Here is a 19,886-nt window from a genome sequence, read left to right as displayed (position 1 = left end):
CCAACTGACTGCGGTTTCTTAAATTTGCCAATTTTTCTTTTCCCATGCAACAACATAAAGCCTGTGCGGATTGACCTGTGCATCAGGGTTTATTAAAGACTGTGCAATTTCATCGTGAATGGATTGTTTTATTTGGCTGCGTGTATTTTTGATATCCGTGTGATCGGTGTGCAAAACAACTAAAAAGTGTATTTTCTTAGGAGGACTCTAATCTATGCATGTTCGCGAAACAGATTTGCCTGGAATCGGTAAGAAATTCGTAATTGATACCCGCGGTGGCGATAAACTGGTCATCATCATTCATGACGACGGCCGCCGTGAAATGTACCATTATGAATATGACGATCCGGACGAAAGCATCTCCATGATTTCCCTGGACGATGACGAGGCCCGTCAAATTGCGGCCATCGTCGGCGGTCTCACGTATAAACCGAAGGCGCTCGAAACGATCGACATGGCGCTGGATGAATTGATCATCGAGTGGTACCGCATCGAGCCCCACTATTACGGGGCAGGTAAATCGATTGGCGATCTGGGCGTACGCCAAGCCTCAGGCGCAACCATCATTGCAAGAGTTGACAAAAACAGCAAACAAATCAATCCCGGGCCTGACGTTATCATTACACCGGATTCGACGCTCGTCGTCGTGGGTGAACGTCAACAACAGCGGCTATTTAAACAAATCTTGATGAACGGACGTGGTTGATGAATGGATCATTTGGTTTTAGAAGTAGGATTGGCGATTGCCTTGATCGCCCTGGCGGGGTTGCTATCAGCTAAACTCCGGTTTTCCGTCGTCCCTTTCTATATTCTGGTGGGGATGGCGGTTGGGCCTCATGCTTTTCATTTTGGATCTTTCGATTTTCGTTTTATAGAAAGTGCTCCGCTCATCGACTTTATGGGGCGGATCGGCGTACTCTTCCTTCTGTTCTATCTCGGACTCGAGTTCTCGGTCGGCCGATTGATCAAATCGGGTAGATCCATCGTGGTGGGTGGCAGCATCTACATTGCCATTAACTTTACGCTTGGACTGATGATCGGGATCTTTGCCGGATTTCCCTTGGCGGAGACGCTCATTGTCGCAGGCATAACGACCATCTCCTCGAGCGCTATCGTAGCCAAGGTGCTGGTCGACTTGAGAAGAACGGCGAATCCGGAGACCGAGATGATCCTCGGGATCATCATGTTTGAGGATGTATTCCTCGCTGTATATATCTCGATTCTTTCCGGGCTCGTATTGAGCGGCTCCTCGTCGCTGGGCGGCGTCCTGATATCTGCCGTGATCGCTCTTGGATTTATGCTGCTAGTCATTATTGTCGGGCGTAAAGCCGTACCGCTTCTGAATAAAGCATTGAATATACGGTCTAACGAATTGTTTGCCTTGGTCGTATTCGGCGCGTTGTTCCTTCTCGCAGGATTCGCTGAAACGATTCATGTTGCCGAGGCCATCGGCGCGCTGCTCGTCGGGCTTGTTCTGGCCGAGACCGAGCATCGTGAACGCATTGAGCATTTGATATTACCATTCCGCGATTTCTTTGGAGCCATATTCTTCTTTAGCTTCGGTTTAACGATAGTACCGTCCGAGCTTGGCGGAGCTGTGTGGTTATCGCTGATCGCCGTGATCATCACGCTACTTGGCAACTTCATTGCAGGCATGCTTGCCGGCCGCAGCGCCGGATTGTCTTCGAAAGCATCCTCCAATATCGGTCTGACGATTGTATCCCGCGGGGAGTTTTCCATCATTCTCGCCAATATGGGGAAAGCCGGCGGGCTTGCAACCTTCATTCAACCGTTCGCGGCCCTGTATGTACTGATACTCGCCATACTCGGACCGCTGCTGACCAAGGAGTCCAAGCACGTCTATAACTTCTTGAACAAAATATTTAAATTTAAAGATCATAAGGAGAAGAAACCGGTTAAACCGAAGCTAAAGGATGAAAGTGCCAGCGGATAAAGGAGGGTACATTGCCTATGGTTCAAGCCCCGGTTCGGACAACGAACGGTGCACAAGAGGCCGCAAGCAAGGCAAGTACACGAAGAAGACTGAGCATGGCTGCCATCGGAGGCCTGATCGCAGCGTTCGGTTTGGATTTATTTCTTGTTCCTAGCGGAATCATCGCGGGCGGCGTAACAGGAATCTCTGCGCTCGCTTCGCATCTGACGGGACTTCATACGGGCATGTTTTTGTTTGCATTAAATCTGCCCTTGCTTCTGCTGGCCTATCGCCGGTCGAACCGGGAAAAAGCCGTCATCGCAACCGTCGGACTGCTTACGTTTTCCGTATGCTCGATCCTGTTCTTTCCGATCCCCGCTCTCATCGACAGCAAGATCGGGAGCGCAGGCATCGGCGGCATTTTCCTCGGTCTCGGCATCGGCATCGGCCTTCGTTACGGCGTCGTCCTGGATACGCTCCAGATGCCGAAGATCCCCCAGCAGCTATCGCAGCTGCTGACCCGGCTGAAGCTGCCCTACGTCCATATCATGATCAATCTGTTGGTACTGACTTTGGCGGGGCTCCTCCTCGGCTGGGAACGGGCGATGTATTCCGCCATCGCGTGCCTGATGGCACTGGAGACGGGGCGCGTTACGACTTCAAGCCTTCCCCTTAAACGGGAGGTACGGATTCGAAGCATCAGCGAAGCGGAAATCCGGCACACCATGAAAGCCATCATGGGGTATGATCCCCAATCGGCACATGCCGAGGGTGAAGGCGCGAACCACGGTGACGCCGCCCATTCGCAGCAGCTGGTCTACCGGGTTCACATTCTGGAAATGCCCAGGTTCAAATCCATCGTGTTTAGCCTGGATCCGAATGCCGAAATCACCATCATCCAAAAATAAAACGGCTGTTCCACGTAAACAGGCCGGTTAAGGGTTTCCCCTAACCGGCCTGTTTTTTTAGATATCAGAAAGTATAAACTCCGAAGCTTAGGCCTTCCTGATATCGCAAGAAAAACATCCCCTAACCGCGGTCTGTGTCTTCTGAGAAAGTACGTCGATAGACGTTTTTCTTATGAAATCCCGACTACTTGCGAAACTGCTGGATCAGAAACAGAATCAACGAGCCCACCACGCTGATGACGAGGCAGGTTACGATCGGAAAATAAATTTTGACATTGGGTTTATCCACGACGATGTCGCCCGGCAGCCGGCCGACGAATCGGCCGATGACAGGCCACAGCAGCCCGATCACGATCAGAGCGCCGCCAATCCATAGTAGAGCCTTTGTCACAGGATGCACGATATGTCACCTCATTCATCAAAATACGCAGGTTTCCTTGTATCATAATGGATTTGAGGTGCCGACAGCAAGGGCAGGACCGGTCATACCGACCGAACGATCAGCCTTTCACCGCCCCCGCTGTCATCCCGTCAATGAAATATTTCTGGAAGGCCATGAACAAGATGAAAATCGGGATGATCGAGAAAAAGGAGCCGACGATCAATAAATCATAGTTGTTCCCGTAAGGAGTCAACAGCGTTTTCAACCCGATCGGAAGCGTGTACTTGCGATCATCGCTGAGCACCATGAACGGCCACAGGAAATTGTTCCAGCTGTTCATGCCGTTCAGAATCGCCATGGCTGCAAAGGACGGCTTCATCACGGGCAGGATCAACCGTACATAGATCCCGTATTCGCTGGCCCCGTCGACCCGACCTGCCGCAATCATTTCTTTTGGAACCCCTCTTAAATACTGCCTGAAGAAGAAAATCGTGGCCGCGCTTGCGATCCCCGGCAGCACAATCGCCGAGTACGTATTCATGAGGCCCAGATTGTACGTCAGGGAGTATAACGGAAGAAGAAGAATTTCAAAAGGAACCATCATAATCAAAAGCACGCAGATAAACAAGAAGTTCTTGCCGATGAAATCATAGGCTGCAAACCCATAGGCAACGGTTGCGCTGACTAACAGGGTTAACGTAACCTGCACCACCGTGAGGAGCAAGGAGTTAAAAAACCACATGAAGTAGGAGTGATCGCCCGTAAACAGGTAGGCGAAATTGTCCAAGCTCATCACCGACAGATCAAATTTCAAATTCAGGCCATACCGGATCAAATCCTCGCCGGGTTTGAAGGAAGCGATGGTGACGGCATAAAATGGCACCAGGATCAGAAAGCACAGTATGGAGAACAAAATCAAGAGGATTATTTTGACCAGCGTTTCTCTTCTCATCCTCAATCCTCCTTCTTGAACATGCCGGAGAGCTTCAGCTGCGTCAGGTTAATGATCATGGTGATTGCCAGCAGCACGATCCCTACAGCGGCGGCATAACCCAAATTGTTCTTCTCGATGCCTTGACGGTACAGGTAACCGACGATCGTGAGGCCGATATTCTTCGGAGAGTTGTTGCCGTTCCAGAGCATCATGCTTTCGATAAACATGGCAAGCCCCGCATAAATGCTGATCGTTAACACATAAATCGTGGTCGGCTTCAACAAAGGCATCGTGATTTTGGTAAACTTCTGGAAGGCCGAGGCACCGTCGATGGATGCCGCCTCGTAATATTCACCCGGAATGTTCTTGAGTCCCGATAAAAAATATAGCATATTGACCCCCGTCCACCGCCAAGTGGCGAGAGCCACCAGCGCGATAAAGCCGGTGACCTGTCCCTTCAGAAACTTCACCGGATCGATCCCGAACCACCCCAGGATGCTGTTGATCAGGGATCCTTCCATCTCGCCGAACATGAGCCGGAAGATGGTGCCTGCCACAACGACCGACGTCAGTGCAGGGAAGAAAAAAGATGACTTGAAAAACTCCCTTCCCCACATGAACTTGTTGTTGATCAGCACCGCGAACAGCATCGGAAACGGAATCAGGATCAGGAGCGTCAACACCATGTAAATCGCGCTGTTCGTGACTGCCTTCAAAAAGACGCCGTCCCCCATCAGCTTCCCGTAATTAGTTAAGCCGACCCAATCCGCTTCCTGCCCCAGCTGCGTTTTCTGAAAGCTCATGCTGAATGAGCTGCCGAGCGGAAACACCCAGAATACGAGGAATACCAGAATAAACGGCAGGACAAACACGTAAGGAGCAACCTTTTGAGAGTACAGAAATTTTTTAATCATGATTCGACTCCTTTGAATGAGAGCCGCTCACCGACGATCCATGAGCAGCTCTTCGTTTTTGTACCGTATAAGCGAACGTTATTTCAATTCCTGTTCGATTTGCTTCTGGGCGTCATTCAAGGCTTCGGTAATGTCCTTGCCGTCCTCAAAAATCTCGTTGAAGGTGGTTGTGCACAGGACGTTGTTGATGGTGGGCGATGCGGAGGTCGATTTGATTAACCGGATTTCATCCCGGATCTCATTCAGGACATCGAACGGGTTATTGACGAAATATTTCACGAACTGATTCTCGGCATTGTGCGTAACATCCTTCATATCCCAGACATCCATATTGACCGGATCGAATCCAAGCGTGTTCCAAATTTCTTTATTGGCATCCAGGGACAGTTTGGCGAAGGCCAGAAAATCTTTTGCCAGCTGCACGTCTTTTGCCGTCTTGGTCACGACCGTGCCGGTTCCGCCGCCGCCAACCGACCGGGGCATTCCTTCTTCGATGACCGGAATCGGCGCGATGGCTATTTTCCCCGACAAATCGGACATGTAATTGGTATATCTGGACATTTGCCATAACGGCATGAAAGCCGTGGCATAATTTCCTGCATTAAACTCGCCGTAGGCCTCTTCGGTGTCAGGCTGACCGCCGGCGATGGTCGCGATGACATTGCTGTCCTGCAGATCCTTGAGCAGCGTCATGGCCTTCACCATCGGCTCCGAATTCACGATCGGATTGCCGGAATCGTCCGTCAGATCCGCGCCTTGCTGCGCGAGCAGCATGGAAGCTTGCCAAGCTGCGCTTGTATCGGCCGTCCCCATATACTTGCCGGTTTTTTCATACACCTGGATACCGGCCTGCTTAAAATCCTCCCAAGTCACGATATCCTGATAATTGACCCCGGCCTCCTCCAAAATCTCGGTATTGTAGAAGGCGACGGAAGCTCCGACATGGGTCGGGATGCCGTAATTCACATCCTCCTTGCTGTAAAGGTCGATACGGGATTTCACGATGGTATCCCGGTATGGATCAATGACGTCGTTGAGCGGCTCAAGCTGCGGCGTGCCGGCAAGGAAATCCGGAAATTTCCCAAGCTCGATATCCGCAATGTCGGGGGCACCCGTCCCCGATTGAACCGCGATGGATAATTTGTTATGCATGTCGTCATAAGGCATGACCGTTACGTTCAGCTTGATCTGGCGATCGGGATTCTCCGTGTTCCATTTGCCCAGCATTTTCTCGAAGTGCTGGCCGTGCAGCTCAACAAACGTCCAATACGACAGCTCTGTAGCACTTTCTCCCGCCCCCCCGTCCAGGACCGAGGTTTCGCCGCCGGCATTGTTCGATTTGCCGCATCCCCACAGGAAGAGCGTCATACATAACACCATGAATACAATCATCCATCTTTTCATCATCTTACTGGACCTCCCTTAATTTTCGTTCATACAAACCTACACTTCGAACATCGGTACTTCTGCTGCTCCTCAGAAATAAAGCGCTTTCATATTATGTGTAATTTGATATGAGTGTTTGGGAGACGGGGCAGCCCAAATCGAGAACCGCCCCCTTGCTGTTATTAGGCTTTTTTCAAGCGGATGACGTTCCATGATGCCTTGGCAAGCCTAGCGTTAACCATACCGTTATCGAGTTTCGCTCCCCCTTGATGATGAGGCTTTACTTTTTCCTCGGATGCGGTGTTCACCGCTTTCAGATCCTCATGCTCCAGCACGATATGCTCCAACAGCCGGTAACCTTCAAAACTGCGAACATCGCATTCGAGCTCCAAGGCTTCCTCCAGATGGCGGTTCACGGCAAAAATCGTAATTTCTTCATCTTCTTCGTTATGAACGACCGCGCTGTCCAGATAAGGAACGTCGGTAAAGTCCTTGGAATCGTATTTCGGCGAGTCGACGATCGGCAGCAGGGATACGCCCCGGCCAAATTTTGAAGCATGAAGATACGGATAAAAGATCGTCTGTTTCCAAGAACGTCCCCCGTTCTCGGTCATGATCGGAGCGATCACGTTCACGAGCTGCGCCAGGCAAGCCATCTTGACCCGGTCCGCATGGCGCAGGAACGTGATCAACATGCTGCCCACAAGAATCGCATCCTCGAAGTTGTATACATCCTCCAGCTGAGAGGGAGCGATGCTCCATGGATCAATCTGCCTGTCGGCGTCATTAGAATGATACCAAACATTCCACTCATCAAAGCTCAGATACATCGTCTTTTTGCTGCGTTTCTTGGCCTTGATGTAATCGCAGGTGGATTTCACCGTATGAATAAAGTGGTCCATATCGAGCGTAAGTGCCAAGTAATTGGCGGTATCGTTATTACGGTTGCCGTAATATTGATGCAGGGATATGTAATCGACCGCCTCATACGTATGATCCAGCGTTACGGCTTCCCATTCAGGGAATGTCGGCATGCCCGTGCTCGAGCTTCCGCAGGAAACCAGCTCGATGGTCGGGTCGACGAGCCGCATGGCTTTTGCCGTCTCTAGCGCAAGCCGGCCGTACTCTTCGGACGTCTTGTGTCCGATCTGCCAAGGTCCGTCCATCTCGTTGCCGAGGCACCAGGTCTTGATCTTGTGCGGCTGTTCATAACCATGGCGGCGACGCAGGTCGCTCCAATACGTGCCTCCCGGATGGTTGGTGTATTCCAGCAAGTTTCTGGCGGCATCGATCCCCCGCGTCCCCAGATTCACGGCCATCATGACATCCGAGCCTACTTCCTTGGCCCAGGATATAAACTCATTCGTGCCGACATCGTTCGGCTCCAGCGTTCTCCAAGCCAGCTCCAGCCGTTTTGGCCGTTCGGCAACAGGCCCCACGCCATCTTCCCAGTTATACCCCGAAACGAAATTCCCGCCGGGATACCTGATAATCGGGACGTCCAGCTCCTTGATCAATTCCTTTACGTCATTCCGAAAACCGTCCGCATCCGCGGTTTCATGGCCTGGCTCGTAAATCCCGCCATATACTGCGCGGCCTAGGTGTTCAATGAATGAACCATAAATGCGGTTATCAACTTGCGCGATCCGAAACGACTTATCCACGATCATTCGTGCTTTCATGTTCTCAGCTGCCAAGTTCTTCACCTTCCGTTTGATATAATTGTAAAACAATTCAAATATAATTAAATGAATTCGTTTTCAGATTTAAAATATCATATGAGGGGGTCTCTGTAAATATACAAATGTAAAATGATTTATATAAATAAAAAATAAATTTTTATGATCAAAAAAAAACAGTGCATTTTCTGTCGGAAATAGCCGAAATTACTTGTTTTTCGCAATCCTAATTTAATATAATCCTCAAATAAAAGCGTTTTCAGCATCGATTTTATTGTTACAAGCACAAGTTTTCTGAAGATTTTGAACGCATCTTTATTTCACGCTCATATTGATTTATAATTATTTGAAATAAACGTTTGCAAACATCCCATCCTTATAAATCCCTTAATCGGAAGAAGGTTTGAAATAAGATGATCTACATTAAAGATTTAATGAGCGGACTTGATATCTTTAAAGCGCTCAGCTCCGAGATCCGCATTCAAATTTTGGAGCTGCTGGCCAAGAATCAAAGCCTGAACCTGAATGATCTCGCAAACAGGCTGAACCTCAGCAATGGCGCCATTACCATGCATATCAAGAAGCTGGAGGAAAGCGGCCTGATCGAAATCCATACCACGGGCGGGAAGCATGGCATCCAGAAGATCTGCTATCTGAATAAAGACACCTTGATGGTCGATTTGCGAAGCAAGGATATTAATAATCTGTACGAGGTGGAAATTCGGGTCGGCCATTACAGCGACTACCAAGCCATCCCGACCTGCGGACTTGCGACCAAGGACAGCATCATCGGGGATTTCGACGATCCGCGCTATTTCGCCGATCCGGAGCGCATCAATTCGGAGATTATTTGGCTGACCGAAGGTTTCCTGGAATATCGGATCCCGAATTATTTGAAATCCAACCAATCGTTCCGCGAGATCCAATTCTCCTTGGAGCTGGGGTCAGAAGCACCGGGACATTGCGATAATTACCCGTCGGATATTTTCTTTTACGTCAACGGGATCGAAATCGGCAGCTGGACAAGTCCGGGGGATTTCGGGGACAAACGCGGTACCTTCAACCCTGAATGGTGGCCACCCCACTTGAACCAATACGGCATGCTGAAGCTCATCCGAATTAATAAAGAAGGCAGCTTTATCGACGGGTGCCGCATTTCGGATGTCGGTTTGGACCAAATACAGCTCGATTACAAGAGCGAGCTTACCTTCAGGATTGCCGTTAACGAGCAGTCGGTGAATAAACGAGGCTTAACCATTTACGGCAAGCATTTCGGAAACTACAGTCAAGATCTGTTGGCCCGCGTGCTGTATGATGTGAAGGAAGGATAAGGGAACGAACGCAAAAAAGGACTCTCTATGATCATTCGATCATGTAGAGGCCTTTTTTAGCTAAACAGAATACCTTCTATAACCTATCAGCAAGCCCATTCTTTAGGGCGGCGGACGGACATGGCCCGCTCTCTGCTTTGCTATCTGTATGAAGTCACAGGTTGTCCTGCCCCGTCAGCCTCGTTCAGTGCCCTCAGGATGGTATGACGGTTTCGCAGCTTATGCGCCTCCCGCAGGCTCTCCCCGAACAGCTCCTCATCAATGCCAAGCTCCTCCAGGCTGGAAGGACCTCCCGCTTGCCGCAGCAGCCCGGCGATCTCCTCCTTCGAAGGAACCTTCCGAAGCCACTCCCGAACCTGCTCTCTATACGTCTCCCAAAGCTTGGGCTCGGCATAAGGATACACTCCCTGATCAGCCGCAGCATGGTAGAGGCTCGATATCTCGCTGCAGGCAACCCCTACCTTGGCGCCATGAAGCAGCGCCCGGTTGCCGCGGCGCAAGTACTCCATCTCCCAGTAATGCGACAAATGATGCTCTGCCCCGGAGGCAGGATGGGACTGCCCGAACAGCAGCATCGCGATCCCGGATTCAATCAAAGCCGTCATCAGAATGCGGATGCCTTCCTCCGTGCGCTGGCCGATGGCCTCCACGTGCTGGATGCAAGATTCCAGTGCCCGCTCCGTGATTTCTGCCACTTGGTCATCATAGGGCTCGCCGGCCGTGGTCGAGGAGAATTTCCAATCCAGCAGCGACGTATATTTGCCGAGCATATCGCCAAACCCCGCCGCTATAAGCGGCTGCGGCGCTTTCGCAAGGATATCCGGGTCGGCGAATATAGCGATGGGAGCCGTTGCCGCATAGGTCTGCTTGACCCCCCGAACCACGATCGGCGCGCCGGCCGAAGTAAAGCCGTCTACCGAAGGTGCCGTAGGTACAGAGACGAAAGGCTTCCCGCACCGATGAGCGACAAAGCGGGTAATGTCATGAAGGGTACCGGATCCCGCAGCGATGAGGCATCCTGTCCGCTCTGGCTCCACCTCGATAAAAAGCTGCGTCAGCGAGCGTTCATCCGCCACCACGTCGCCTAACTCATCAGGCTTGATCAAGCACAGCCGGGGCTGCAGACCTTCCGCTTCCAGCCGCTCCATCAGCGTTTGACCCGCAGCTTCATACGTATTCGCATCGGCCACCACGATCGGTGAATTGAGGCCCTGCCGTTTAAGGTACGCGGGCACAGCTGAAATAGCGCCGGACTCCAGCTCCATCGTTTCAAGTCCACGGAACGCCGGCCGGACTTCCCTCATTCGGCTCATTAAACCTTTTGCTTCGTTCAAATAATCCGTCATGCAGCTCCTCCCCTTTCATCCTATCCCATGTTGACGATCCAAGCATCTAGTCTATATTTGTCTCGAAGGACGTCCCGCCCTCTATATGCAGGGCGGTCCGGTCCTCTTCTGGTCTTGCGCTTGCCCCGCCAGCCTATTCTGCCGTCTGCTTAACCCGCTTCAGCCGTTTCATGACGTCGTTTTCCCCGCGGCCGAAATAATCATGCAGCTTGCTGTATTCCTGATACAGCTGCTCATACACTTCCACATGCTCCGGTATCGGCTTGAAGGTCTCTTCCTTCACCCGTGCCATCTTCTCGGCCGCATCGATAATGGAATCATATCCGCCTTTCGCCTGGCCCGCCGCCACTGCTGCGAACATCGCGGCACCAAGCGCCGGCGTCTGTTTGGAATCAGCCACATAGATTTCGCGATTGGTAACGTCCGCATAAATCTGCATCAGGAGACGATTCTTTTGCGGCAGTCCGCCGCATGCATAGAGAACGTCCACAGCCACGCCGTTCTCGTGAAAGGCGTCCACGATTTTGCGTGTGCCGAAAGCCGTCGCCTCCAGCAAGGCGCGATAGATTTCCTGCGGCTTCGTCAACAGCGTCATCCCTAACATCAACCCGGTCAGATCCGTATCCACCAGCACCGAGCGGTTGCCGTTCCACCAATCCAGCGCTAGCAGACCCGTCTGGCCCGGCTTGTATGCAGCCGCTTCCCGTTCCAGCCATTGATGCACGCCGATTCCTTCCTCGGTCGCAGCCTCCTTAACGTACGCGGGAAGCGCTTCCTCAACGTACCATTCAAAAATATCACCCACCGCCGATTGCCCGGCTTCATAACCGTATAATCCGGGAATGATGCCGTCCTCGACGACGCCACACATCCCTTCGACCTGCTTCTCTTCCGTGCCGAGCAGCATATGGCAGATCGAGGTCCCCATGGCCATGACCAGCTTGCCCGGTGTTACGACGCCGACCGCCGGTACCGCGGCATGCGCGTCAACGTTGCCGACGGCCACGGCAATGCCAGGCGTTAAGCCCATCATTTCCGCCATTTTCTCGGTCAAGCCGCCGGCGCTGCTCCCGAGGGGACGGACCTCTCCGCGCAGCTTCGTATCGGCCAGATCCTCCAATCTGGGATCCAGCGCTTTAAAGTAATCCTTGCTTGGATATCCGTCCTGCTTATGCCATATCGCCTTGTAACCAGCCGTACAGCTGTTGCGGACAATATGGCCGGTCATTTGGGAGATGACCCAATCCGTGGCCTCCAGGAACCGATCCGCGCGTTCATAGATGGCCGGTGCCTCGTCAAGAATCTGCCAGACTTTGGCTATCATCCATTCGGATGAGATCTTCCCGCCATAACGGGGCAAAAAAGCTTCTCCGCGCTCAGCGGCGATCGCGTTGATCTTGTCTGCTTCCGGCTGGGCCGCGTGATGCTTCCACAGCTTAACCCAGCTGTGCGGCTGATCGGCCAGCTCCGGGTGGAAGCAGAGCGGCTCGCCAAGCTCGTCAACCGGGAGCATGGTGCAAGCCGTAAAATCGATGCCGATGCCGATCACATCCGCCGGATCAATGCCGGATTGTTGGATGACGGCAGGCACCGATACCTGCAGAACCTCCAGATAATCCCCCGGATGCTGAAGCGCCCAGTCATGCTCCAGCCGCTTTCCGGAACCCGGCAGAAACTCATCAATAACATGGTGCCGATAAGGCGTTACATGATCCGCCACTTCCTGCCCGTTCGCCAGATTAACCAATACCGCACGTCCGGACTGCGTTCCGTAATCGACACCAATGGTGTATTTATTCCCCATCTCATTTCCTCCTACCGATGAAATCATGAATGATGAATATATGCGTTACTTTTGACCGTAATAAGCATTAACTCCATGCTTCCGCAAAAAATGGCGATCCAACAGCGTCTGATCCATCGGTTCGGTTTCGGGATTGATCTGCTGCATCCGGGCTGCAATCTTGGCGCACTCCTCCAGCACCACCGCATTATGCACGGCGTTATGCGCATCCTTGCCCCACACGAACGGCGCATGGGAATGCACAAGCACCCCGGGCACCATGTTCGGATCCAGATCCGTGAATCGTTCAACGATGACATTGCCCGTCTCCAGCTCGTAGGCCCCTTCGATTTCTTCCCGGGTCATGGGCCGCGTAACCGGAATCTCCCCGTAAAAATAGTCGGCATGCGTCGTTCCGTAAGCAGGCAGCGCGCGACCCGCCTGAGCCCAGCTCGTTCCCCATGGCGAGTGGGTGTGCACAATCCCGCCGATCTCCTTAAAGTTCTGATACAGCACCAGATGAGTCGGGGTGTCGGAGGAAGGGCGCAAATCCCCTTCAACGACATTTCCCTTCAAATCCAGCACGACCATGTCGTCCGCTTTTAAATCCTCGTACGGCACGCCGCTCGGCTTAATGACAAACAGTCCGCGTTCACGGTCGATGCCGCTGACGTTTCCCCATGTAAAGGTGACGAGCCCGTACTTCGGAAGCTCCAGATTCGCCTCAAGCACCTGCTGCTTCAAATCCTCCAACATGAACAACCGCTCCTCTCCAGCCTTTGAAAATATAGTTGTACGTACAAGTTGGCAAGCAAGGGTCCGAAATATCGGACCTTAAACTCCCTATTCTCTATCGTTTGTCCACCGATTCTCTCTCCACAAGCTCCGGTTGATAAACCGTATCCTCAAATACGGTATGATGCTCGATCATGCTGATCAACTGCCTGGCCGCCATGATCCCCATCTCCGTCTTCGGGTGGGTCATCGTCGTCAGCTTCACGCCGGAAGCAACGGCTAGGGTGGAATCATCGAAACCGACCATGGACACGTCCTGCGGAATTTGCAGCCCGCATTCCCCGGCCGCCTCCGCCAAAGACACGGCCAACTCGTCGTTATAACATACGAATCCCGTCGGCCGCTGCCCGATCGGCTGCTTCAACAATTGGACGGCCTGTTCATAAGGGAAACGGCCCTTCTGTTCCGTTGTATACGTAACCACCCGTTCCGTCGAAACGGGGATGCCCGCCTCCCGATGCGCCCGCAAGAAGCCCTTCAGCCGGTTTACGCCCTGAAGGTCGTCCCGCTTGAAGAATCCGGCAATCGCCGAATGGCCGTTCTCGATCAAATGCCGCGTGGCCTTGTAACCGCCAAGCTCATCGTCCAGCTTAAGGCAAGGGCATTCCAGTTCCCGATACTTCTCGTTGATCATCAGAAACGGAATCCCCTTCTCCTGCAGGGACAGGAAATATGTCAGATTCGGATTGCCCTCCGCGCTCTTGGTCGGCTCGATAATCAGCCCGCTCAGCGGCTGGCTGGTCATGAGCTGAAGGCTCTCCATCTCCTTCTCCTTGTTGTTGTCGGTGCTGGAGAGCAGCAGGCGGTATCCCTTGCTGCGCAGCTCCGCCTCCGCTCCCCTGACGATATGCGGGAAAATATAATCCGAGATGTACGTCGTCATGATGCCGATCGTCTTGACCTGCTCGCTTTCCCGCCGCTCCGGATTGCGGGCAAAGGTTCCTTTGCCTTGAATCCGTTCGAGCCAGCCTTCCTTCTCCAGCTCGCCGAAGGTTTGGCGGACCGTCTGGCGGCTTACGCCGAACTGGTCCGCGATTTCATGCTCCGAAGGAACCTGTTTGCCTGCTTGAAGCCGGCCGGATTCAAACCACGAGAGCAGTTCGTTTTTTAATACAATATATTTGGGTATCCGTCTATTATTCATCATTCACCTCTAGCCTCACGCACTCATTATATTAGGATCCCCTGCAATCCTAAGCTATCTCGCTATTGTAACACAGGCCAGGCGAATGCCGACAGAACCAGTTACCGCAGACGGTATGCGGCTTCGCTCCAGCGGAGCTCGTTCTTGAAGCGCGGTATCGTTGTATCCTTGTCGATAATGACCGCTTCAATGCCGGCCATCTCCGCCCAATCGCTTAAGTGTTCGGCCGTCATGGCATAAGAGAGAACGGTATGGTGCGCGCCGCCGGCCAAAATCCACGCTTCCGCAGATTCGCGAAGGGATGGCTGCGGCTTCCACAGCACGCGGGCCACCGGCAGCTTCGGCATCGGCTGCTCCACCTTGACGCCGTCCACCACATTCACCAGCAGTCTGAAGCGGTGCCCGAGATCAATCAGGGAAGCATTGACGGCAGGGCCGTCTTGGCCGTTAAACACGAGTCGCGCCGGATCCCCCTTGCCTCCAATCCCGAGCGGATGAACCTCAAGCGTGGGTTTATTCAGCGCGATGGTCGGGCATACCTCCAGCATGTGCGATCCGAGAATCATATGATTTCCCGGCTCGAAATGATAGGTGTAGTCCTCCATGAAGGATGTGCTTTTATTGTCTGCAAGCACCTTCAACACGCGTGTCAGGGCCGCTGTTTTCCAATCGCCTTCCCCGCCGAAACCGTAACCGGACTCCATCAAGCGCTGCACGGCGAGTCCCGGGAGCTGTTTCATTCCGTGCAGATCCTCGAAGGTCGTCGTGAATGCGCCGAAGCCGCCTTCCTCGAGGAAACGGCGAAGCGCAATCTCGATCCGGGCTTGGTACGCAATCGAATCGCGCACGGGACCGTCGCTAAGCCCTTCTTTGGTAATCGAATACGACTCCGCGTATTCGTTCAGGAGCGCCTTGACCTCTTCATCGCCGACTTCGTTCATGGACTGCACAAGGTCGCCGATGCCGTAACCGTTCACGGACCAGCCAAGCTTGATTTGCGCCTCCACTTTGTCCCCTTCGGTTACCGCTACCTGACGCATATTGTCGCCGAAGCGGGCCACCTTCAGCCTGCGGCTTTCGGCATAGGCCGCGGCAGTCCGCATCCAGCCGGCAATGCTGCCGCGAACCTCCCCGTCTTCCCAGTGGCCCACGACGACCTTGCGTGCGATGCCCAGACGAGCACCGATATGGCCATACTCGCGGTCGCCGTGAGCGGACTGGTTCAGGTTCATAAAGTCCATATCAATCGTTTCCCAAGGAATGTCCCGGTTGAACTGGGTATGGAAATGAAGAAGCGGCTTCTGCAACTGGGATAGGCCCGCGATCCACATTTTTGCCGGGGAGAACGTGTGCATCCACGTCATGATGCCTGCGCAGGACTCATCGTTGTTAGCCTCAAGAATCAGGTTGTATATTTCATCGGGTGTCGTTACGATCGGCTTGAATACAATGGGGTACGTAAATACAGGATCTTTGTCAAACTCCGTTGCCACGATGCGGGAGTGCTCGGCGACCTGCTCCAGCGTTTCGGGACCATACAAGTGCTGGCTTCCGGTGACAAGCCAAAAAGAATGCGGTTTCAAATTCATGATTATAACGCCTCCTGTACGAATGATTGCTCACTAACTTGTACATACCTTTACATATAAATGAATGTGAATCAAATACATGTACGTACAAGTTGAATCACTCACATTCTACCCCCGCATCTCCAAAATAGCAAGATCAAAATAAAATAAAATAAAAAAAGAGCTGCCCCTATAGGTAACAACGAACCCATAGAGACAACCTCTATCATTCAAATCTCATTGACGGTCTACCTCCAAATGCGAACCAGCTTTCATGAAAACTCTTTAGACCGTCAAATAATGCTCGAACTGCTCTATATTGATGGCATCCTGCACCCCTTCGGCTACGATCGTCCCTTTATCCATGACATAGATATAATCGGCCACGCTTCGGACGAATTCGATGCTCTGCTCCACCAGAATGACCGACGTTTCTCCTTTGGCTTTGATCCCGCGGATGACGTCTTGAATTTCCTCCACGATGGAAGGCTGGATTCCTTCGGTCGGCTCGTCGAGCAGCAGCACCTTGGGCCGGGAGGCAAGCGCCCTCGCGAAAGCAAGCTGCTGCTGCTGTCCTCCGCTTAGATCACCGCCTTGGCGGTGATACATTTGCGGCAGTACAGGAAACAAGGCTAACACATCCTCCGGGAATGTCTTCGTACGAGGCACGCATGGCTCAAGGCCGAGCAGCAGATTCTCTTTTACAGTGAGTTGGGGGAAAATCTCGCGCCCTTGCGGGACATACCCGATCCCGCCTCTTGCTCTCTTTACGGAATCCCAGCCGGTAACCTCCTGCTCGCCAAGGCTCATCCGCCCCTGCCGGATTTTCAATTGCCCGGTTATCGTTCGCATCAGCGTGGTTTTCCCGACTCCGTTACGCCCAACCAGGCATACGATCTTTGCGGGGTCCACGACCATGGACACGCCGCGCAGGACGGTACTCTCCCCATAACCCGATTCAATGCCCTGCAGCTTGAGCATTCGCCTCCCTCCTTTTTCCAAGGTAAACCTCGGCCACCAGCGGATCGCGCTGAATCTCCTGCATGGACCCTTCCTTCAGCAGTTTCCCTTCATGCATGACGGTAACCTTGGCGGCAAAAGAGCGTACAAACTCCATGTCGTGCTCGACAACAACGACTGAGCATTCCTTAGCGATGCCTTGAAGGAGCTCGCCGGTCTTCATCGTTTCCTCGTCCGTCATTCCCGCTACCGGTTCATCCAGCAGCAGCAGCCGCGGCTTCTGAAGCAGCAGCATGCCGATCTCCAGCCACTGCTTCTCTCCATGCGACAGGGACCCTGCCCGAACATGAAGCCGATCGGGAAGTCCGATCAATTCCAGCACCTTCTTCATCTCAAACGTAGTGCATCGATTTCTCCTGACCTTCAGCGCCCGGAGCACGCTTCGGTCCGAATCGACGGTCAGCTCCAGGTTTTCCTTGACGCTCAGGTTGGGGAATATCGACGGTGCCTGGAATTTCCGGCCCACGCCGAGACCCGCGATTTCATAGTCCCGCTTCCTCGTAATCTCAAGACCGTCGCCGAGCAGCACCCGCCCCGCCCCAGGCTTAGTCTTTCCGCAGATCACATCCAGCATCGTCGTCTTCCCTGCCCCGTTCGGGCCGATCAGAAAATGCAGCTCATGCTGGCGAAGCGCCAGATTCATGCCGTTTACCGCTACAAACCCGCCAAAGGCCACCGTTATATTTTCCGCGGACAGCACGGTGGGCGACATGCCGATGCCCCTGACCTCCCCATGTGCGGCTAGCGAAACATCAGCTCTCTTTGCGTACGGCTGCATGGACAGTCCCTCCTCTTTTGGATAATGACGAAGCCGCCTTGCTCCACAACCCGGTCAACCCTTTCGGCATCAAGACCACAACAATGACAAACAAAGCGCCCAATACCAGCAGCCACCCTTCGGGATAAGCTTCGCTGATCCCGGTCTTGGCCGCGTTCAGCAGCACGGCGCCGATTATGGCGCCGATCAGCGTTCCCCTGCCGCCAAGCGCGACCCAGAGCACCATTTCAATAGACGGGACGATGCCCATCATGGACGGCGAAATAATGCCGACCTGAAGGACAAACAGCATGCCTGCTAGCCCGGCCAGGCCCCCCGATACGGCAAACGCAAAGGTTTTGTAGCGGGAAGGATCAAATCCCAGAAACCGTACCCGGTTCTCCCCATCCCTCGACGCTTCCAGCACCTGGCCCACGCGGCTGTTCACAATTCTTCTGCATAGAATATAGGCTCCTGCCAAAGCGGCCAGCGTAATAAAATACAATCCTATTTTCGTGGAGGGCGCATTCAGGTTAAATCCCAAAATGGAGCTGTAGCCCGTAAGCCCGTTCGTGCCCCCCGTCCACTCCTGCTTGCCGACAAACAGCGTAACCACGATCATGACCAGGGCCTGCGTCAGAATCGTAAAATACACGCCGACGATCCGGTTGCGGAACGTAAAGAATCCGAGTATCAACGCTAAGAGGGCAGGCAGCAGCATCCCGAGTATCAAGGCCGCCGGGAACGATCGGAACGGCTCCCAGAACCAGGGCAGGGACGCCACCCCGCTCCATCCCATAAAATCAGGCAGGGCCGAGCCGCTGGCGTCCAGCTTCAGGTACATGGCCATGGCATAAGCGCCCAGCCCGAAGAACACGCCATGTCCAAGGCTCAGAATGCCGCCGTATCCCCAGATCAGGTCAAGCCCGACCGCCAGGATCGCCAAAGCCAAAAATTTCGTTAGCAATCCGAGGCGAAAAGGCGTCGTGAACAAGGGGGCCAAACACATCAGGAGCAGCACCGCGCTCCATAGAATCCGTTTCGATCGGCCGCCGGGGTTTCCTGTCAACCATTTCAGCACCATGCATTCCCCTCCTCTCTAATCCAAACTGCGCGTTCGCAGCGCGACGAGCCCGCGAGGCTTCCACTGCAGGAAAGCCACGATGCAGGCGAACACCAGCACTTTGCCGATGGATGCCGAAGTATAGGTCTCAAACAGCGTGTTGAACACGCCGATGCCCAGCGCTCCGGCAACCGTGCCGACCAGCTTTCCGACGCCGCCCAGCACCACCACCATGAAAGCATCGACGATATAGTAGGTTCCGATCGAGGGTCCGATCGGGCCGAGCAGCGTCAATGCGCAGCCGGCAATACCGGCGATGCCGGAGCCGATCGCAAACGTCAGTCCGTCCACGCGCCGGGTCGAAATGCCGAGACAACCGGCCATGCTTCGGTTCTGCATCACCGCCCGCATTCTTCGGCCTTGAACCGTTCTGTAAATATAGAGATACATCGCCGTCAGGACGACGGCCACGAGCAATACAATGAACAGCCGCTTGTAAGGAAGGATGATGCTTGAGGTGATCGCAAGCCCGCCGTTCAGCCAGGAAGGGCTGGTTACGGCCACGTTCGGTGCGCCGAAGATGAACCTTGCGATCTGCTGCAGCATCATCCCGACGCCCCATGTGGCGAGCAGACTATCCAGCGGTCTGCCGTACAAATGGCGGATAAGCACCGTTTCAAGCAGCCAGCCGACCGCGGCGGCAACCATGAAGGATACTAACAATGCGGCGATGAAATAGGTATCGAACCACGATTTCGGCATATAAGCGGAGAACAAGCCTTGGGTAACGTACGTGGAATAAGCGCCGATCATAATCAGCTCGCCATGGGCCATATTAATGACATTCATTAAGCCGAACGTTACCGCCAAGCCGAGCGCGATCAATAATAATATCGAGCTGACGCTCAGTCCGTTAAACACCTGCAGGATCGTCATATCCATC

At 53.4% G+C, this 19,886-nt stretch carries 18 protein-coding genes; 4 read left to right on the top strand and 14 right to left on the bottom strand.

Annotated elements, in window-relative coordinates; translation table 11 throughout:
- The first annotated feature begins 214 nt into the window (after window positions 1-214).
- Genes GYMC10_RS08290 through GYMC10_RS08280 form a run of 3 tightly spaced genes read left to right on the top strand, consistent with a single transcriptional unit; the run spans window position 215 to window position 2,841 of the window.
- Window positions 215-706 carry a cation:proton antiporter regulatory subunit gene (locus tag GYMC10_RS08290; RefSeq protein ID WP_009591954.1) on the top strand — a complete coding sequence of 164 codons (492 nt, stop codon included), beginning with the start codon at window positions 215-217 and terminating at the stop codon, window positions 704-706.
- A gap of 3 nt (window positions 707-709) precedes the next feature.
- Entirely contained in the window at window positions 710-1,954 is a 1,245-nt protein-coding gene (locus tag GYMC10_RS08285) for a cation:proton antiporter (RefSeq protein WP_015734105.1), read from the top strand.
- 17 nt (window positions 1,955-1,971) lie between these two features.
- Window positions 1,972-2,841, top strand: coding sequence for a YitT family protein (locus GYMC10_RS08280; protein ID WP_015734104.1), 870 nt, complete (start codon window positions 1,972-1,974; stop codon window positions 2,839-2,841).
- 184 nt (window positions 2,842-3,025) lie between these two features.
- On the opposite strand, the gene GYMC10_RS08275 is transcribed toward GYMC10_RS08280, so the two are convergent.
- The 5 genes from GYMC10_RS08275 to GYMC10_RS08255 all read right to left on the bottom strand — a co-directional run bounded on the left by GYMC10_RS08275 (window position 3,026) and on the right by GYMC10_RS08255 (window position 8,139).
- Window positions 3,026-3,241 carry a DUF2905 domain-containing protein gene (locus GYMC10_RS08275; RefSeq protein WP_009591958.1) on the bottom strand — a complete coding sequence of 72 codons (216 nt, stop codon included), beginning with the start codon at window positions 3,239-3,241 and terminating at the stop codon, window positions 3,026-3,028.
- Between the two features lie 100 nt (window positions 3,242-3,341).
- Entirely contained in the window at window positions 3,342-4,175 is an 834-nt protein-coding gene (locus tag GYMC10_RS08270; RefSeq protein WP_015734103.1) for a carbohydrate ABC transporter permease, read from the bottom strand.
- 2 nt (window positions 4,176-4,177) lie between these two features.
- A complete protein-coding gene (locus tag GYMC10_RS08265; protein WP_015734102.1) occupies window positions 4,178-5,071 on the bottom strand; it encodes a carbohydrate ABC transporter permease in 894 nt (297 codons plus the stop codon).
- A gap of 78 nt (window positions 5,072-5,149) precedes the next feature.
- Window positions 5,150-6,478 (bottom strand): ABC transporter substrate-binding protein, encoded by a 1,329-nt coding sequence (locus tag GYMC10_RS08260; protein ID WP_015734101.1) that lies wholly within the window; start codon window positions 6,476-6,478, stop codon window positions 5,150-5,152.
- A 161-nt stretch (window positions 6,479-6,639) separates the two neighbouring features.
- On the bottom strand, window positions 6,640-8,139 hold the full coding sequence (locus GYMC10_RS08255; RefSeq protein WP_187293023.1) for an alpha-N-arabinofuranosidase: 1,500 nt from the start codon (window positions 8,137-8,139) through the stop codon (window positions 6,640-6,642).
- Between the two features lie 410 nt (window positions 8,140-8,549).
- On the opposite strand from GYMC10_RS08255, the gene GYMC10_RS08250 reads away from it, so the two are divergent.
- Window positions 8,550-9,467, top strand: coding sequence for an ArsR/SmtB family transcription factor (locus GYMC10_RS08250; RefSeq protein WP_009590874.1), 918 nt, complete (start codon window positions 8,550-8,552; stop codon window positions 9,465-9,467).
- Between the two features lie 140 nt (window positions 9,468-9,607).
- On the opposite strand, the gene GYMC10_RS08245 is transcribed toward GYMC10_RS08250, so the two are convergent.
- The 9 genes from GYMC10_RS08245 to urtB form a co-directional block, all read right to left on the bottom strand.
- Window positions 9,608-10,813 carry a sn-glycerol-1-phosphate dehydrogenase gene (locus GYMC10_RS08245; RefSeq protein WP_015734099.1) on the bottom strand — a complete coding sequence of 402 codons (1,206 nt, stop codon included), beginning with the start codon at window positions 10,811-10,813 and terminating at the stop codon, window positions 9,608-9,610.
- Between the two features lie 133 nt (window positions 10,814-10,946).
- Window positions 10,947-12,617 carry a ribulokinase gene (locus GYMC10_RS08240; protein ID WP_015734098.1) on the bottom strand — a complete coding sequence of 557 codons (1,671 nt, stop codon included), beginning with the start codon at window positions 12,615-12,617 and terminating at the stop codon, window positions 10,947-10,949.
- Between the two features lie 45 nt (window positions 12,618-12,662).
- A complete protein-coding gene (gene araD, locus GYMC10_RS08235) occupies window positions 12,663-13,352 on the bottom strand; it encodes an L-ribulose-5-phosphate 4-epimerase (protein ID WP_015734097.1) in 690 nt (229 codons plus the stop codon).
- Between the two features lie 94 nt (window positions 13,353-13,446).
- Complete coding sequence (locus GYMC10_RS08230; RefSeq protein WP_041621950.1) at window positions 13,447-14,535, bottom strand: GntR family transcriptional regulator; 1,089 nt, start codon at window positions 14,533-14,535, stop codon at window positions 13,447-13,449.
- Between the two features lie 101 nt (window positions 14,536-14,636).
- Entirely contained in the window at window positions 14,637-16,124 is a 1,488-nt protein-coding gene (gene araA, locus GYMC10_RS08225) for an L-arabinose isomerase (protein ID WP_015734095.1), read from the bottom strand.
- Between the two features lie 264 nt (window positions 16,125-16,388).
- Window positions 16,389-17,084: an urea ABC transporter ATP-binding subunit UrtE gene (gene urtE / locus GYMC10_RS08220; RefSeq protein WP_015734094.1), complete on the bottom strand. Its 696-nt coding sequence runs from the start codon at window positions 17,082-17,084 to the stop codon at window positions 16,389-16,391.
- Window positions 17,062-17,901 carry an urea ABC transporter ATP-binding protein UrtD gene (urtD, locus tag GYMC10_RS08215; RefSeq protein ID WP_041621949.1) on the bottom strand — a complete coding sequence of 280 codons (840 nt, stop codon included), beginning with the start codon at window positions 17,899-17,901 and terminating at the stop codon, window positions 17,062-17,064. Before urtD ends, urtE begins: the two co-directional genes overlap by 23 nt.
- On the bottom strand, window positions 17,876-18,964 hold the full coding sequence (gene urtC, locus GYMC10_RS08210) for an urea ABC transporter permease subunit UrtC (RefSeq protein WP_015734092.1): 1,089 nt from the start codon (window positions 18,962-18,964) through the stop codon (window positions 17,876-17,878). Before urtC ends, urtD begins: the two co-directional genes overlap by 26 nt.
- A gap of 15 nt (window positions 18,965-18,979) precedes the next feature.
- Window positions 18,980-19,885 (bottom strand): urea ABC transporter permease subunit UrtB, encoded by a 906-nt coding sequence (gene urtB, locus GYMC10_RS08205; RefSeq protein ID WP_015734091.1) that lies wholly within the window; start codon window positions 19,883-19,885, stop codon window positions 18,980-18,982.
- Window position 19,886: the final 1 nt, after the last annotated feature.

This window comes from Paenibacillus sp. Y412MC10, from assembly GCF_000024685.1.
In the GTDB taxonomy this organism is placed as follows: Bacteria; Bacillota; Bacilli; order Paenibacillales; family Paenibacillaceae; genus Paenibacillus_AQ; species Paenibacillus_AQ lautus_A.
This window is presented reverse-complemented; position numbering and strand designations above follow the sequence as displayed.